Genomic DNA, 16,704 nt, shown 5'->3' with positions numbered 1-16,704 from the left:
AGAATGAATTAAATGTAGCGGTTACTTCAAATATCCAGATACAATTTAGCGAAAATATTGACGCCGGGACAATTGATGAGAATACTTTTAACGTGGATGGTTCTGTAACTGGACAAATTTCTGGGATTTATGCCATTAGTAACGAAAACGTTACCTTTGATCCGGATAACGATTTTAAAAATGGAGAAATAATCACTATTACTCTCACTTCAGGCATTAAGGATATAAATGGAAAAAGCTTACTAAATCCCTTTTCTTGGCAGTTCATCATCGAAACAGAAAATGGATGTGGAAATTATCAATACATTCCAGGAACTGATGACATCGTTATAACTATTAATCCCAAATTTCCTATTTCTCCATTCAGAGTTAAAGGTGGGGACATCGATGGAGATAGTGATATTGATGTAATCTGCGCTTTTTCGGGTGGTATTGGTTCTTCAAAAATATCATGGTGTGAAAATGGCAATTCATGGAATGAAACTGTCATTTTAAATTACATTCCCCGTGTAGTAGAAATATTAGCAGTTGATATAGATAATGATGGTGACCTTGATGTTGTGAGTGCTAATAATATGCCAGTGACTATCCGTTGGTTTGAGAATGGAAACTCGTGGAATGAAACAACAATTACAAGTAGTTTGACGCGTCTATATGATATCTTTGCGGCTGATATCGATGGAGATGGAGATCAGGATATTATTGCTGCTTTCGGTGAGGAAAATACTGTTGCCTGGTATGAAAATGGGAACTCGTGGAATGAAACAATAATTACTACAACTGCACAAGGTGCTTCCGCCCTTTTTGCTGCTGACATTGATAATGATGGGGATTTAGATGTCCTTTGCGCTTCTTCCCTTGATAATAAAGTTGCCTGGTATGAAAATGGCAATTCCTGGAATGAAACAATAATTACAACAAATAATCCTTCTGCACTTGGAATTTTTGCTGCTGATATTGATAACGATGGAGACATTGATGTTATTTCGAATTCTGGTACGGATAATAAACTATTTTGGTATGAAAATGGTAATTCATGGAATGAGACAATCGTTTCAAATAGTGCAAAATACGAAAAGGATATTTTAGCAACCGATGTTGACGGAGATGGGGATTTAGACATTGTCTCATATTCAAGCGATAATATTCGCTGGTATGAGAATGGAAATTCATGGAGTGAAAATGCTATTTCATCATTTGGTAAAACAATAAATGCCATTGATGCCACTGATATTGACGGAGATGGAGATGCGGATTTACTCGTTAGTATTAACCGTGATAAAATTGTTAAGTATCCGAATTACTGTCTTGATTATGGAGATGCTCCACAAGTAACTCCAAAGCCAGAAGAATATCCCACTTTATTGGCAAATAACGGTCCCCGTCATGAAATTTCATCAGATTTATATCTCGGCTCCCTGATAGATTCTGAAAGTGACGGACAAAGAACAGCAAATGCCGACGGTGATGATACAGACGCAGACGGAGACGACGAAGACGGAATAGACCCTGCGCAATTGGAAATAAGCGAAGGCATGATTCCGGTTATTGATGTTAATGTAGTTAATAACACAGGGAATACCGCCACTGTCAAAGGGTGGATCGACTACGACGGTGACGGGGATTTTGATGCAGGCGAATCAGCGACTTCCACGACTTCCGCTTCGGGAGTTGTATCGTTGACTTTCCCGCAAGTTCCCACCGGTGCTGCTTCAGCTACATTTGCTCGTTTTCGCGTCAGCACAGACGCTAGCTCCTTAACTGGTCCCGGCGGATTTTCAATGAATGGCGAAGTGGAAGATTATCAGGTAACGATAACTCTGCCCCCGGATGTTGATGTAACAAAGGACGATACTTTAATAACGGACAACGATGGAGATGGTCTTGCCGACCCTGGCGATCAAATTCGCTATACAACCGTTGTCACAAATACTGGCGACGGAGACGGCAAAAATGCTGTGTTTAGCGACACGCCTGATGCAAATACGACGTTGGTAACCGGTTCTGTCTCCTCAACGCAAGGCACTGTGACTTCAGGAAATGGAGCTGGCGACACAAAAGTTGAAGTCAATATTGGCACGTTACTTAATACGACCGGAGTTGATACAATTACTTTTGACGTGACCGTAAACAGCTCTATTCCTGCCAATATCACTCATCTTTGCAATCAAGGACTTGTTTCAGGAAGCAATTTTGACGACGAAATCACCGACGATCCTGACACTGCACCTTACGAAGATTCAACGTGCACAGAGGTCGATGATGATTTTGATGATGATGGCGTAAAAAATGCTGAAGAAGGAGACGCAGATCGCGACGGCGACGGTATTCCTGACCATCAGGACTACGACCCCAGCGGCTGGATTTACAATGAAGATAACGGTGACATTATTTCCGGAGGTACGATTTCGGTGTCACCGTCAGCAGGGGTAAATATTATTCAGGATGGCTCAAGTGGTTATTATCAGTTTACTATTTCTCAAAATGGAGATTACACCTTATCTTACAATCCCCCATCAGGTTTTAATTTAAGTTCAACCTGTAGCGAACAATCCGGCAAACTTGATCCTGATCCGGCGACCGATCCCAATCCTTATGTTGTGGGTGCGGGCAGCAAGGACGGCACAAGTAATAAAATGACTAACTGGAATTGCGGGGATAATCCCTATTATTGGGACTTTCATTTAGAAGTTGGTGATCCAGTCATTATTAATAATAACATCCCGTTACATCCGCAACCGACGAATATAACACTTTCTTATTTTACAGCCGAATTAGATCAAAATGGTATCCTGATCCAATGGGGCACAGAAACCGAACCTGATAATGCAGGCTTCAATATTTTCCGCAGCCAGCAAGAAAATGGGGAATATTCAAAAGTCAATGACAACTTAATTCCTGCGCAAGGGAATGCCACCACAGGCACCAATTACACATATCTTGATTCACCGGAGCAATCAGGAAATTATTTTTACAAATTACAATCCACAGCCTTAACAGGTCAAAACACCTTTTATGGACCAATTTCTATAATTTTAACTTCAGCAAATATAAACAAAAACACCATCCCTGACAATTATGCACTCTCGCAAAACTATCCCAATCCGTTCAATCCGGAGACAAGTATCGAGTACGCATTACCCGAACCGGCGCAGGTGACACTATCAATTTACGACATCAATGGCCATCTGGTTCGAAAATTGGTTTCAGGTAAACAAGCGGCTGGTGTGCATCTCGCAATATGGGACGGCAGAGATAATGCCGGCGCAAAAGTTGTCAGTGGAATTTATTTTTATCATTTTAAAGCTGTAAGCAAAAATCAGATTTTTAGCAAAACGAACAAGATGATTTTGATGAAATAAATTTTTGAGAAGATGTGCTCCACTTCAAAAATGGAGTACATCTTTCATATTGATAGCTATCAAATTTCACGCAAAAATTATTTTAAATTCACAAAAAAATTCCTTGACTTTTTTGCTAATTTTTGTATATTAATAATACTATTAGCGATAAACATTTAATTATTAGTTCTATCTGATTTCTTTTAGACTGGTTAAGTCTGTTAATTTCCTTTATAATAACTGAAATCGGATCATTCATAAAAATTAAATTGGGGGTAGCAAATTTATTTAAATGTCATTTATTAATTGTTCAGCACTCTGGCCCTTAGAAAAAAATTTGTTAATATGGAAACAGAATATATTTTCTGAAAATTCCTTATGCCTCATTCATTTCAGCAGAAGCTGATACTACCTACGCCGAAGACGAATTCCCAAAAATATTTTGTTTCATACCCTAATTATCTCCACTCATAAAGTAAGAAAAATTCTTGCTCTGTCAATCTGATATACACGCTTTAGATATGGTAAAACATTAGACTGGTTACTAATTCAATTTTAGCGTTGTGGCCTCTTTCTTGCATTTGCCAATCATATTGTGTCAGACCAGTTTTCAGATTAGGCATTACGGGAATTCAAAATAATATTTAGTTTGCAGCATAGCTCATACATCACGAAAACAGGAGGAATTAAAAATGACTTTGCTCGTTTCTCCGAACTGAACAAAATTTTATATTAAAAAGACATGAATTATATTAAACGGGAGCAACAGCAAAATATTCTTTTACTTGAATCGACTTAATTTAGTAATTCCCTTAACACTTAAAAATAGAACATCTAATAGGGAGACGGAAAAATGAAAAAAAGTTATTTAACTACTACGCTCGTTTTATTCTCATTTTTGCTCTTAACCTCGGTGGCATCATTTGCCCAGGCCGATGCATTGCAGTGGGCAAAACGCGCGGGCGGGACAAGTTGGGATCAAGGACATAGCATCGCCAGCGATGGCGCGGGCAACAGTTTGGTGACAGGATATTTTCAAGGTACAGCCACCTTTGGCGCAGGAGAGTCCAACGAGACGACCCTGACCAGCGCAGGAAGCGAGGATATCTTTGTCGCCAAATACGATGGCAGTGGCGCTTTGCTCTGGGCAAAACGCGCGGGCGGGACATCTAATGAAGGTGGATATGGCATCATCAGCGATGGCGCGGGCAACAGCCTGGTGACAGGATACTTTCAAGGTACAGCCACCTTTGGCGCCGGCGAGGCCAATGAGACGACCCTTATCAGCTCGGGCAATCATGATATCTTTGTCGCCAAATACGACGGCAGCGGCACTTTGTTGTGGGCAAAAAGCGCCGGCGGAACATCTAATGATGATGGACATAGCATCGCCAGCGATGGCGCGGGCAACAGCTTTGTGACAGGATATTTCCAGGGTACAGCCACCTTTGGCGCCGGCGAGGCCAATGAGACGACCCTGACCAGCGCGGGTGGTTATGATATCTTTGTTGCCAAATACGACGGCAGCGGCACGTTGCTATGGGCAATGCGCGCCGGCGGAACCTCTGGTGCTTATGGATATGGCATCTCCTGCGACGGCGCAGGCAATAGTCTGATTACAGGATATTTCAAAAATACAGCCACCTTTGGTGCCGGCGAGTCCAATGAGACGACCCTGACCAGCGCAGGAAGTGATGATATCTTTGTCGCCAAATACGATGGTAACGGCGCCTTGCTGTGGGCCAAACGCGCCGGCGGGACAGATTATGACGATGGACTTGGCATCGCCACTGATGGATCAGGCAACAGTCTGGTGACTGGGATGTTCAATGGCACAGCCACATTTGGCGCCGGCGAGTCCAATGAGACAACCCTGACCAGCGCAGGGAGTGATGATATCTTTGTCGCTAAATACGATGGTAACGGCACCTTAGTGTGGGCCAAACGCGCCGGCGGAACAGATTATGATGATGGAAACGGCATCGCCACTGACGGCTCGGGCAACAGTCTGGTGACAGGATATTTTGAGGGTTCAGCCACCTTTGGCGCCGGCGAGGCCAATGAGACGACCCTGACCAGCGCCGGTCTCGATGATATCTTTATCGCCAAATACGATGGTAACGGCACCTTGCTGTGGGCAAAAAGCGCCGGCGGAACAGACTATGATCAAGGACGTGGCATCGCCAGCGATGGCGCTAGCAACAGCCTGGTGACCGGGTATTTTGAGGGCTCAGCCATCTTTGGCGCCGGCGAGGCCAATGAGACGACCCTGACCAGCGCCGGTGGTCATGATATCTTTGTCGCCAAGTATGGTCAGCAACAATCAGCAGCAGAAATCGATGTCCAGCGTCCGGCTGGAACGTCCATAGCCGACGGCGGCACTGACGATGTGGGCAATCAAAATATCGGCACCGTAAATCTGACCTACACCATAGACAACACTGCCGGCACGGCTCAACTTAATGTGACCGCAGTAAGCGCTACCAATCTGACGAATTGCAGTAATTTCACCGTTGTAACCGGTCTGCCGCTGCATGTCGCTGCGGGTGGGACTGGCACGCTGCAAATTTCGTTTGATGTGGACGCTGCCGGTGCTTTTAGTTTTGATATGGATATTGCCAACAACGATGATGACGAAAATCCTTATGACATTCAGGTAACCGGCAACGGCACCCAGCCGACCAATATCGTGCTGTCATCTTTCTACGCTAACATCAGTCAGGATGGCATTTTGCTGCAATGGACGACGGAAACCGAACCAAACAACGCCGGTTTCAATATTTTTCGCAGTCAGTCTGAAAACGGAGAGTACGCAAAAATCAATGAAAATCTGATTCCGGCGCAGGGGAATGCCACTACCGGCGCCAACTATTCGTATCCGGACAACTCAACGCAGATGGGAAGTTATTATTACAAATTACAGTCCGTTTCTCTGACCGGCGACACCAGTTTTTACGGCCCGGTTTCAGTTATTTTGACTGCCGTAGATAACAAGAAATACACTGTGCCGGATGATTACAATCTGTCACAGAATTATCCCAATCCGTTCAATCCGGAGACGCAAATCAATTATGCGCTTCCGGAACCGGCGACCGTCACGCTCAATATTTACGACATCAACGGTCACCTGGCGCGCACTCTCGTCTCCGGTCAAAAATCCGCCGGACTTCATACGGTAACCTGGGACGGCAGAGATAACAGCGGCGTCAAAGTTGTCAGCGGGATTTATTTTTATCATTTCAAAGCCGCTGGCGCAAAGCAAAGTTTCAGTCAGACGAATAAGATGATTTTGATGAAATAATTTTTTTACTTAAAAAGATGTACTTCACCTAAAAGGTGGAGTACATCTTTTGATTAGGCTATCCCAGCAAACGCCTGTTTGAATCTGCAAGTAAATTTTCCCTTGACTTTTTCAATTTAAATGTTAAATTTTATTGCAATAATTTCTTCCAAATAACTGGTGTTCCTCATCTTTTGCGTGCATCCGCTATCAAAATCAAATTAGAGGATTCCAAAATGATTCCCCAAAAATCTATTAGATTGCTCATCGTATCAGCGCTGCTCATCTTGTTGCCTCTTTTGGCGATTTTTTTTGATTTTCATTTTCAAAAACTAAATCGTGAACAACATCGAATGTCTGGGGCGATGGAAGCATTGAATTTCTGGACGCGTTTGCGCGCTTATCCGTACAAGGACATCCCAGCAGATAAATATTTCAAAGCTTTTCAAAAAACTCAATTGAATTTGCGCAAGACCAATCAGCTTCCGACCGATTTGTCACCCTGGCAATCCATGGGTCCGCACAATGTGCCGGGCAGAATGATCAGTCTGGCGGTGAATCCTAAAAATCAGGAAACGCTCTACGCTGGTGGCGCGAGCGGTGGTTTGTGGAGAACCTACAAAGCATCGACTGGTGAAAACTGGCATCGTGTGCACACCGGATTTCCTACCCTGGGGGTCATGGCAATCGCTATCGACCCTGTGGACACAAATAAAATTTATATTGGTACCGGCGAAGTTTACGGCTACAAACGCTCCATCGGCGGCACCGTGATCCGAACCACGCGCGGCAGCTACGGCATCGGCATTTTGAAAACAAGCGATGGCGGCGCCACCTGGGAGAAAAGTCTGGATTGGACGCAGCACCAGGAACGAGGTGTCCAGTGCATCGAAATCAACCCGTTGAATGAGAACTCTGTACTTGCAGCTACGTCAGAGGGAATTTACAAATCCGTTGACGGAGGAAAAAGCTGGCAATTAGTATTGGACGCTTTCATGGGGGAGGATATCGTTATTCATCCCACAGACACGACAAAAATTATGGTTTCTTGCGGAAATTTGGGGAGCGCCAATTCCGGAATTTATCGTTCCACAGATGCAGGCATGACCTGGAAAAAATTAAATGGTGTTCCCAATTTCAGCGGGAAAACGCTCATCGAAGCCTATGCCGCAAATCCGGACATTGTTTTCGCCAGTGTAGCAGATAGCCTGAGCGGCATTGGTCTGTATCGAACCGACAATTTCGGCGACACCTGGACTCTCGTGAATGATGAAGATGTCCCTCGCTATCAAGGATTTTTCGCGCACTGGGTTGCAGTTCATCCGAATGATTTGAATCAGGTTATCCATGCCGGGGTGAATATTTACAAATCGCACGATGGTGGTTACACGCTCAATTCGGTTTACGGCCCTCATGTGGATCATCACAACTATGCTCATGATCCGCAAAATCCGGACATCATTTATATTGCCTGCGACGGAGGCGTCTATCGCAGCACAGATTTCGGCGACAGCTACCAAAATATCGGCTATGGTCTGCAAACGGCGCAATTTTACAATGGATTTTCAAATTCTGCCAGCGATTCGAATTTGGCAATGGGCGGTTTGCAAGATAACAATACCGCTATTTACCTGGGCAGCAAAGATTGGAATTTGGTCATTGGCGGAGACGGCTGCTGGACTGCGATCAACCAGCTTGACGATAATATTTTGTACGGAGAGTATCAGTACAACAGCATTCAAAAATCGCTAACCCGGGGGCAATCGTTCTCATCAGCGACAAACGGCATGAGAGGCGCAGCTGCTTTTGTCGCGCCCTATGTAATTTCTCCTTCTAATCCATCTGTTTTGTATTCCGGCAGACAAGTAATTTTCAAAACGATAGACGGGGCACAAAACTGGTTCGCGACGAACAACAGCGCACTGCTTGATGGCAATTTCGCTCTTTCCATGGCAGTTGCCGCCAGGAATCCCGACATCGTCTACGTGGGTACAGCGCCTTTGTACACGCGCGCCAATATTTTCAAAACAACCAACGGCGGCGACAACTGGATGAAAGTCACTAACAATTTGCCGGATCGCTACCCCATGGACATTGCCATTGATCCCGACGATGCGAATACAGTTTACGTTGTATTTGCTGGCTTTGGTGCCGGGCACGTTTTCAAAACAACAGATGCGGGAATTAGCTGGACAGACATCACCGGTTCGCTGCCTGACGTGCCAACTCTGGCGATCGCCATTGATCCCTTGAATTCGAATCACGTTTATGTGGGAAATGATGTTGGCGTTTACGCTTCCACTGACGGCGGCAATAGCTGGCAAAATTTCAATGAAGGCTTGCCCGAGGCAGTCATGGCAATGGATTTAAGCATTTCTCCCGCCAACCGCAACATCCGTGTGGCGACGCACGGAAACGGCGTCTATCAAAGACCGCTGCTTTTCAAGCCGACAATTTATCTGGTCTATGCATTGAGTCAAATTCCCACAGCGGTCCTGGCGGAAACGCCGCTTCAGTTTTCAGTGAATGCGACCAATCAGGGCTCGGAACCGTTGAGCGAAACAGCGACGGTGATGCTCAGGGTCATTGATCCGGCAAAAGCGGAAGTTTACTCGAATTCACAACAATTCAGCGATCTTCAGGCGAAAGAAACAAAGACAGTAACTTTTGCCGGTGAACTTATCCCGCACGAAATCGGCGAATATGAGATTCAATTCATTGATTTCGGCACAGCCTCGCAACCGAAAAATGACACGACGCGACAAAGCATGAACGTGACCAGTGCTCCGACATTGGCCAGTGCAACAGTTCGAAAAGAATATCGAGCGTATGAGGAAATTATCGGCGGAAGCCAATTTTCTTTCGGCGATGACGACTATGCCACAGTTAATTTACCCTTTCCGTTCACTTACGATCTTTACCAATACGACAAAATCCAGATTTGCGCCAACGGCTGGTGTGAATTCGGAACGGGTGCAGCCGGATCAGAGCGCGGAGTTTCCACATCCAACCAACTCGGTTCAGTCGGCGCCAACGAAAACGGACGGTTAGCTTCTACTTCGAGGCCTTCGAAAGCGTTAGGCCCCTGGTGGGAAGATTTGAACCCTGACGGCGGCGGTAAAGTGAGCTACAGAACGCTGGGTTCTGCTCCGAATCGCGTTTTGGTAATTCAATGGAAAAATATGCGCGCCTATTGGGATCCCTCAACTACCACAAGGGTAAATTTTCAGGTTCGTCTGTACGAGACTTCCAATGTCATCGAATATCACTACGGACAAGTGCAGGCGGGCACTTTTAGCGGTCAGGACTTGGGCGCCATGATTGGTTTCAAGGATCACATCGGCGGGAGTTTTCACTTTTATGACATTGCCGGCAACGGCATCGAATCGGCGAGCGAAATTGTGACAAATTTGAGCCCGCTGACGGATTGGCCCGGTCCAGATAGCTGCTTTGTCATTCAAACGCTCACCACTGGGATCAGCGAAAACAAACCAGAGCTTCCGTCCACAATTGCGCTTTATCAGAATTATCCGAATCCGTTCAATCCGACGACGACGATCAGATACGATTTGCCGGCGACTACCATTGTCAATTTAAAAATTTACAATTCTCTGGGACAGGAAGTGCGCGCGCTCGTGCGAGGCGTTCAATCTGCTGGCAGAAAAATGGTCGTCTGGGACGGCAAAGATGATTCCGGTTTCCGCGTGACCTCAGGCGTTTATTTTTATCGTTTGGAGGCAAGCAATGAAATTCAAATTCGGAAAATGGCAATTTTGAAGTAAAATTTATCGCAAGCCCGATTTCTCTGAAGGGCAACCCCGACGGGTTTGAACGGTTTTCGTTTAATTATGAAAAAAATTATAGGCATCGTTTTGCAAAATTATTTTTGGGGATAATGAAAATTAGTTTATTGAAAATTTCTTAAATTTTTCAGGGACGTTCAAAATCATTCATTTTTCACTTGACATTTTTAGGAAATATTGCCATCTTAATTAGAGATTTATCGCAAGTGTAAATCTGCAAAGCACAAATTGTAGTAGGAGAAAATTAATTTCCATTTTTCAGAAATAAAAAATTTGCGGAATAATTAAAATGGGAGTTGAGCAATGGAGTACACGTACAAAGATTTGAAACACAAGACCGTGGCAGAGTTGCGAGAGATTGCTTCCGGAATCGAGCACGAAGCTGTTCAAGGGTACACGCAATTGAATAAGGAGCATTTGATTGAGGCGTTGTGCAAAGCGTTAAACATTGACATGCACGAGCACCATCGCGCTGTGGGAATCGAAAAGACGAAGATCAAATCGCAAATCAAAGCGCTCAAACAACAGCGGGATGAAGCCATTACGGCGAAAAATTACGCAGAATTGAAAAAAGTGAGGCTGGAAATCAAAAAATTGAAAAATAAACTGCGCCGGGCAATGGTCTGATTCCGGAAATGTTTTTTGAAGAACGTAGTTATTTGGCGCTATCAATGGCAGCGTAACTGGCGAAAATTAATCATTCACTTACGGGAGGGACTCTATGCTCAAAGAATTCAAAGAATTTGCCATGCGCGGAAATGTCGTGGATATGGCAGTAGGTATCATTATTGGCGCGGCGTTCGGTACCATCGTGAAATCTCTGGTGGCGGACGTCATCATGCCGCCTATCGGCTTGTTGCTGGGGAATGTTGATTTCTCCAATTTGTTCATCGTTCTCAAATCCGGAGCGCAGGCAGGTCCCTATCTTTCTTTGGCAGCGGCGCAGGACGCCGGTGCGGTAACTTTGAATTACGGCGTTTTTGTTAATACCGTGATTAGTTTCATCATTGTGGCGTTTGCCGTTTTTATGATTATTCGGGCGATCAATCGTATACAGCGACAAGAAGAGGCTCCGGCGCCAGCGCCGACGACAAAAGAGTGCCCGTTTTGCCTGAGCACCATTCCCATCAAAGCGACGCGTTGCCCGCATTGTACGTCGGAATTATCGGCATAGATTTTTTCCCGGAGTAATTTTTGTGCCGAATCCTCACAGGAGGACACGGAGTCCCAAAGATATTTTTGCTCTGTGGTTTGGCGTCTTTGTGTGGGTAGATTTTTTGTATTTTCCCTCACACGGAGATACAAAGTTACAAAAATTTTTTCTCCGTGTCCTGGTGTCTTTGTGTGAGTAATTTTTTGATGAGTTTAATCAAGATAATTGCGCAGACCGGAGTTGCTCGTGAAGAGTGATTCCGGTTCTTTGTAATTGGAGAAAAGGGTTTTGCTATGGCTAAAATTCTGATCGTGAAATTGGGCTTCACTTTTTCGTCACTGGCTCGCGAACGCGGCGATTTCGAAAATTGGGTCAGGGAAAAATCCAAAGTGGCGAGCGAGCGGTTCCTAATTTTCAATCCCGCGGAAAAATCTTTTTTCCCGGATGTCCGTCAATTCGCCGGTGTTATTCTCACCGGCTCGCACAACATGGTGACGGACAAGCATGATTGGAGTCAAAGGACTGCTGTCTGGCTCGCTGATTCTGTTGTCGGAAAAATCCCTGTTCTCGGAATTTGTTACGGCCACCAGTTGTTGGCGCAGGCGCTGGGCGGCGCTGTGGATTACAATCCCGATGGGACGGAAATTGGCACAGTTGCGCTGCATTCATTTCCCGGGGCAGCAAGCGATGAGTTGTTTGGAACGCTGGAATTTCCCTTTTTCGTGCACATGAGTCATTCGCAGTCCGTAACCCGGCTTCCGGACGGTGCAGTCTCACTGGCTCACACAGATCGTTGTCAGATTGGCGCGTTTTTGCTTCCGCCGTTCGCCTGGGGAATTCAGTTTCACCCCGAGTTTGACGCGCACATCGTGCGTCGCTACGTGGAGCGGGCACAGGAAAAATTGCGTCGGGAAGGACAAAATCCGAAACAAATTTTTTCTCAAATTCAGGAGACGCCGGCAGCGACTGGTGTTTTGCAGCGGTTTTGTCAGCTCTGTTTAAAAAAAGTCGGAACTCAGAGCAATTCTGCTTCGTGAGATAATTTAAATGTGTTCGGAGGGAAAACTCGTGCAAAAAATTCTCATTTACGCGGGATTGGCGCTTTTGGTTTTGGGACTGTTCTGGCCTTATCTGAGCAAAATACCTTTCGGACGTCTCCCCGGCGATATCGTGATCGACAAACCAAATGTGAAAATTTATTTCCCGTTGACAACGATGATTTTGCTCAGCATTATTTTGTCGTTGATTTTTCGATTTTTCAAGCGCTAAATTTTACATTATTTTACTCTTTGAAACGCGTAAGTCAGATTATTTTCAAAAACAGCTTCTATTAAACTCATCAAAAGGAATTTTTTTTGAAAAGTAATTTTTTGCTTGCATTACCCCTGGAAATTTTCTATTTTAATGTCTTAACTTCAATGATTCAAAGGAAATTGCATGGGAAAAAATATTAATTTTAATAAAAACAATTAGAAAACCATTTTTGCAAGCAGAACTGACGCGAGATTTTGATTATCTACCGCATTAAATTGGGCGGACCCGATTGGTGAAAATCCTGAATCGAATTTGAGGAGATGCAAATGCCATTTACTTTTGAACGGCTGGAAATTTCTGATATTATTTTGATTAAACCGATTATCCGGAAAGATGTGAGAGGATATTTTTTAGAGGCTTACAAAAAATCCGAATTTAGCGAAAACGGCATTGACATTGAATTTATTCAGGACAATTTTTCCCACTCAGTGCACGGCGTTGTGCGCGGTTTGCACTACCAAAAAAATCCCCGCGCTCAGGCGAAGTTAGTCAGGGTTATCGGCGGCGAGATTTTCGATGTCGCGGTTGATATTCGGCGCGGCTCTCCGACTTTCGGCAAATGGGTGGGACAGCGGCTCACTGCGGAAAATAAGTACATGCTTTACATCCCGCCGGGATTTGCGCACGGATTTTGTGTGTTGAGCGGCGAGGCAGATGTGCTTTACAAAGCCAGCGACGAATACGCGCCCGACCACGATCGGGGAATTTTGTGGAACGATCCGGTCATTGGCATTGATTGGCAACTGGCAAATCCGATCGTCTCGGAAAAAGATGCGAATCTACTGCCGTTGAGTCAGGCGGATAATAATTTTTTTTACGAAGGGAAGTAGCAACGAAAAAGAAAGGGGTGGTTTTCGCTCTGCTTTTTATTTTTCGCACCAATTGAGGAACACAAAAGGGACGGAGCTATTTCATGCATTATTTACTGCTGCTATTGGTGGCAGCGGCACCATCTTTTCTCATCACAGGGTATTTTTTCTATCGCGACAGAAAACGAAAAGCACCAAAACGGATGATTGCGCGTACTTTTTTCGTGGGATTGGTGGTGACACTGCCTGCCCTGTCTTTGGAATTAATTCTTTCCCGCGGACAGGGGATGTTGGATTTGTCACAGTTTGCCGGTTTTTTTGTTAAATCATTTGCCGTGGTGGCATTCAGCGAAGAATTTTTCAAGCTGGCTGTCGTCATTTTTTTCGTTTACAATCAAATGCAATTCAATCAACTCATCGACGGCGTCGCCTACGCGATTTTGGCGGCGCTCGGTTTCGCCGCGATGGAAAATTTTTTGTACGGGATCATCGGCGGTGTCGGCGTGGCGGTCTGGCGCTATTTCACGGCATTGCCCATGCACTTTCTGACCGCAGGAATCATGGGCTATTACATCGGTTTGGCAAAATTATCTTCTTCCGCAATGGCTGAGACAAAACACATTCTCACCGGACTCGTTTATGCCATTGCTATTCACGGATTTTACGATTTTATTCTCGTTTCAACGGCCGGGGCAAAATCGATGACGGTTTTCGGTGTACTGTCGATTTTCGCTGTTTCTCTGCTGATTTTTCAGGCAAAATACCGCTTGGCGACGGAAGCGAGCGCGAGCTTTTGACGCAGATTTTTTGTTCGCACTAAGACAATAGAAAAAACCAGCGCGGGAATTAATCGCTACTCCGATTATTCGGGTGAGAGCAAATTTTTGCAGGTCGATGTATTTTTAGCGCACCAATAATCGAGAAATAGGCCAGGGAAGAAATCTGCTGAACCCGGATTCCTGAATCGGATAGGGAAATTCATTGTAAACTTTGGTAATTTCAAAAGGCCCGAAAAGTTTTTTCAACTCTTTATTGGACATGCCTTCGGGCACGCGCACCTGGATGGTGTCGGTGATTTGCGATTTTCTCAGAACAACGATACCCGGATTTTGTACTGCTTGTTGCAGAGTGGACAAGTCAACTTCATTTTTAAATCTCAAAAATCTCTCCATGATGCAGCCCCTTGTTTGTCGCCAGTTTCCCCCAAACACTCCTTTTTATTTTCGTATAAAATAATAAAAAAAGATCAGGTTTTCAAGACAATAATTTGAAAGTAAATTTCGAGGGTATTTGTGTGCAATTTTTGATTTTTAAAAATAAATTTTTGAGGATAATCAGCTCTGCTTTTAATTTAAATAAAAACAAATAATTGGGTCTGTAAAAAACAAAGCCCGATTTTTATTCCAAAAATCGGGCAGTTACACATTTGAAATTTTCGGGAAAATTATTCCAACGCCTGATAAATGCTGTCCAGAATTGTGCCGTCGACCCATTTGACCACAGCTACGACTTTGTCGCCCAACTTCGGTTTTTGCGGTTTGCCCCCGATGATTTCTTCCACTTCCGCTTTGATTTCTTCAATCGATCTGATGGGCAGAGACGAATTTTTTGTGGCTTCGATCAAATCTTGCCGTTTCGGATTAATGGCAATGCCGCGCTCCGTAACGATCACGTCGATCAATTCGCCGGGCCCGCAAACGGTAGTCACTTCGTCCACGATCACCGGAATCCTGTCGCGAAAAGACGGAATGGGCAAAATAGTACATTTGGAAAAAAGACAATTTTGCCAGCCGCCAATACCGTGAAGCAGGCGCCCGTCGGAATGGGTGACGACGTTGGCGTTAAAGTTGACGTCAACCTCGGTCGCGCCGAGCACAACGACGTCGATAATAGAGGCGAAATTACCTTTGCCATGATAATTGTAGCTCGTGAAAGGACTGGTGTTGACGTGATTGGAATTTTCGCGCATGGAGCGAACGCCTTCGAGATCAAAAGTTTGTCCGTCCAGAATGTAATCAGTCAATCCCTCTTCCAGCATTTGCACCAGATATTGCGTGCTTCCGCCGCGCACAAATCGAGCTTTGATGCCCATCTCTTTCATCATTTCTTTGAGAAAAATGGCAAAAGCTAACGAGGTTCCGCCGGCGCCAGCCTGAAAAGAAAATCCGTCTTTCAAAATCCCGGTGTCGCGGACAAACTGCGCCGTCATTTCAGCGATCATGAGTCTGTCCGGGCTTTTCGTGATCTGGGTCGTTCCGGAGATGATTTTTTCCGGCTCGCCAATTTTGTCCATCACGACCACGTAATCGACGTAATTTCCTTGAATTTGCCACGGCACACAGGGAAAAGGAACGAGATTGTCGGTCACGACAATGACTTTGTCCGCATACTGCGAATCCGCAAGAGCAAAACCGAGCAATCCGCACGCCGACTGGCCGGTGAGCCCGTTGGCGTTTCCGAAAGGATCGGCCGTCGGCGCGGCGATTACGGCAATGTCGATGTGAACTTCGCCGTCCTGCACCGCCTGGTATCTGCCGCCGTGGGAGCGCAACACGCCCAGTCCGCGCATTTTTCCGTGAGAACAGTAATCGCCGAGAGGCCCGTTCATGGAACCTTCGATGTGATGAACCACGCCGCTTTCGAGATGATCGATGATGGGCGCGTGGCACGGAAAAGATGCGCTGGGAAACCACATCAGGTCTTTTACACCTAATTCGGCTGCAATGTCGAAAATCTGATTGGCGACAAGATCGCCGTTGCGAAAATGATGGTGCGTGGAAATAGTCATGCCGTCTTGCAAACCGGCTTTTTGCAGAGCAGTTTTCAGATCGGGGACAATTTTATTGCCATCATCCGGGTAGTCGGCGCAAGTGGCAATCGGAGGCGCTGCTTTGCGCCCGGTGGGATGAAATTTAGCCACGCCTTGAAAGGGAATTGCCTTTTTGCCGTTGACTTCAGTGGGAACCAATCTGCCGATCGCATTTTTAACCAATTTTTCGCTCAT

11 protein-coding genes are annotated in these 16,704 nt (G+C 45.3%); 9 read left to right on the top strand and 2 right to left on the bottom strand.

Going from position 1 to position 16,704, the window contains the following annotated elements; translation table 11 throughout:
* From GXO74_09935 to GXO74_09895, 9 genes are all read left to right on the top strand, one after another.
* Window positions 1–3,362 (top strand): T9SS type A sorting domain-containing protein (locus tag GXO74_09935; GenBank protein NOZ61987.1); only part of this gene is annotated, 3,362 nt, incomplete at its 5' end.
* Window positions 3,363–4,194: 832 nt separating this feature from the next.
* Window positions 4,195–6,642: a T9SS type A sorting domain-containing protein gene (locus GXO74_09930; GenBank protein ID NOZ61986.1), complete on the top strand. Its 2,448-nt coding sequence runs from the start codon at window positions 4,195–4,197 to the stop codon at window positions 6,640–6,642.
* Window positions 6,643–6,857: 215 nt separating this feature from the next.
* Window positions 6,858–10,403, top strand: a complete 3,546-nt coding sequence (locus GXO74_09925; protein NOZ61985.1) for a T9SS type A sorting domain-containing protein — start codon at window positions 6,858–6,860, stop codon at window positions 10,401–10,403.
* A gap of 324 nt (window positions 10,404–10,727) precedes the next feature.
* Window positions 10,728–11,051, top strand: coding sequence for a hypothetical protein (locus tag GXO74_09920; protein ID NOZ61984.1), 324 nt, complete (start codon window positions 10,728–10,730; stop codon window positions 11,049–11,051).
* A 94-nt stretch (window positions 11,052–11,145) separates the two neighbouring features.
* Window positions 11,146–11,598, top strand: coding sequence for a large conductance mechanosensitive channel protein MscL (gene mscL / locus GXO74_09915; GenBank protein NOZ61983.1), 453 nt, complete (start codon window positions 11,146–11,148; stop codon window positions 11,596–11,598).
* A 272-nt stretch (window positions 11,599–11,870) separates the two neighbouring features.
* Entirely contained in the window at window positions 11,871–12,614 is a 744-nt protein-coding gene (locus tag GXO74_09910) for a glutamine amidotransferase (protein NOZ61982.1), read from the top strand.
* 10 nt (window positions 12,615–12,624) lie between these two features.
* Window positions 12,625–12,846: a DUF2905 domain-containing protein gene (locus GXO74_09905; protein NOZ61981.1), complete on the top strand. Its 222-nt coding sequence runs from the start codon at window positions 12,625–12,627 to the stop codon at window positions 12,844–12,846.
* A 311-nt stretch (window positions 12,847–13,157) separates the two neighbouring features.
* Window positions 13,158–13,721: a dTDP-4-dehydrorhamnose 3,5-epimerase gene (gene rfbC / locus GXO74_09900; GenBank protein NOZ61980.1), complete on the top strand. Its 564-nt coding sequence runs from the start codon at window positions 13,158–13,160 to the stop codon at window positions 13,719–13,721.
* An 83-nt stretch (window positions 13,722–13,804) separates the two neighbouring features.
* Window positions 13,805–14,497 carry a PrsW family intramembrane metalloprotease gene (locus GXO74_09895; protein ID NOZ61979.1) on the top strand — a complete coding sequence of 231 codons (693 nt, stop codon included), beginning with the start codon at window positions 13,805–13,807 and terminating at the stop codon, window positions 14,495–14,497.
* A gap of 105 nt (window positions 14,498–14,602) precedes the next feature.
* Here the strand turns inward: GXO74_09895 and GXO74_09890 are convergent, their stop codons facing one another.
* Both GXO74_09890 and citF read right to left on the bottom strand, forming a co-directional pair.
* A complete protein-coding gene (locus tag GXO74_09890; protein ID NOZ61978.1) occupies window positions 14,603–14,872 on the bottom strand; it encodes a hypothetical protein in 270 nt (89 codons plus the stop codon).
* Window positions 14,873–15,144: 272 nt separating this feature from the next.
* Window positions 15,145–16,704, bottom strand: coding sequence for a citrate lyase subunit alpha (gene citF, locus GXO74_09885; GenBank protein NOZ61977.1), 1,560 nt, complete (start codon window positions 16,702–16,704; stop codon window positions 15,145–15,147).

The sequence above is a fragment of the Calditrichota bacterium genome (assembly GCA_013152715.1).
Taxonomy (GTDB): domain Bacteria; phylum Zhuqueibacterota; class Zhuqueibacteria; order Thermofontimicrobiales; family Thermofontimicrobiaceae; genus 4484-87.
This window is presented reverse-complemented; position numbering and strand designations above follow the sequence as displayed.

What these genes read in the sequence shown, in the direction of transcription:
- GXO74_09930 (NOZ61986.1), top strand. Translation starts at nt 4,195, where the DNA reads ATGAAAAAAAGTTATTTAACTACTACGCTCGTTTTATTCTCATTTTTG.
- GXO74_09925 (NOZ61985.1), top strand. Translation starts at nt 6,858, where the DNA reads ATGATTCCCCAAAAATCTATTAGATTGCTCATCGTATCAGCGCTGCTC.
- GXO74_09920 (NOZ61984.1), top strand. Translation starts at nt 10,728, where the DNA reads ATGGAGTACACGTACAAAGATTTGAAACACAAGACCGTGGCAGAGTTG.
- mscL (NOZ61983.1), top strand. Translation starts at nt 11,146, where the DNA reads ATGCTCAAAGAATTCAAAGAATTTGCCATGCGCGGAAATGTCGTGGAT.
- GXO74_09910 (NOZ61982.1), top strand. Translation starts at nt 11,871, where the DNA reads ATGGCTAAAATTCTGATCGTGAAATTGGGCTTCACTTTTTCGTCACTG.
- GXO74_09905 (NOZ61981.1), top strand. Translation starts at nt 12,625, where the DNA reads ATGTGTTCGGAGGGAAAACTCGTGCAAAAAATTCTCATTTACGCGGGA.
- rfbC (NOZ61980.1), top strand. Translation starts at nt 13,158, where the DNA reads ATGCCATTTACTTTTGAACGGCTGGAAATTTCTGATATTATTTTGATT.
- GXO74_09895 (NOZ61979.1), top strand. Translation starts at nt 13,805, where the DNA reads ATGCATTATTTACTGCTGCTATTGGTGGCAGCGGCACCATCTTTTCTC.
- GXO74_09890 (NOZ61978.1), bottom strand. Translation starts at nt 14,872, where the DNA reads ATGGAGAGATTTTTGAGATTTAAAAATGAAGTTGACTTGTCCACTCTG.
- citF (NOZ61977.1), bottom strand. Translation starts at nt 16,704, where the DNA reads ATGAGCGAAAAATTGGTTAAAAATGCGATCGGCAGATTGGTTCCCACT.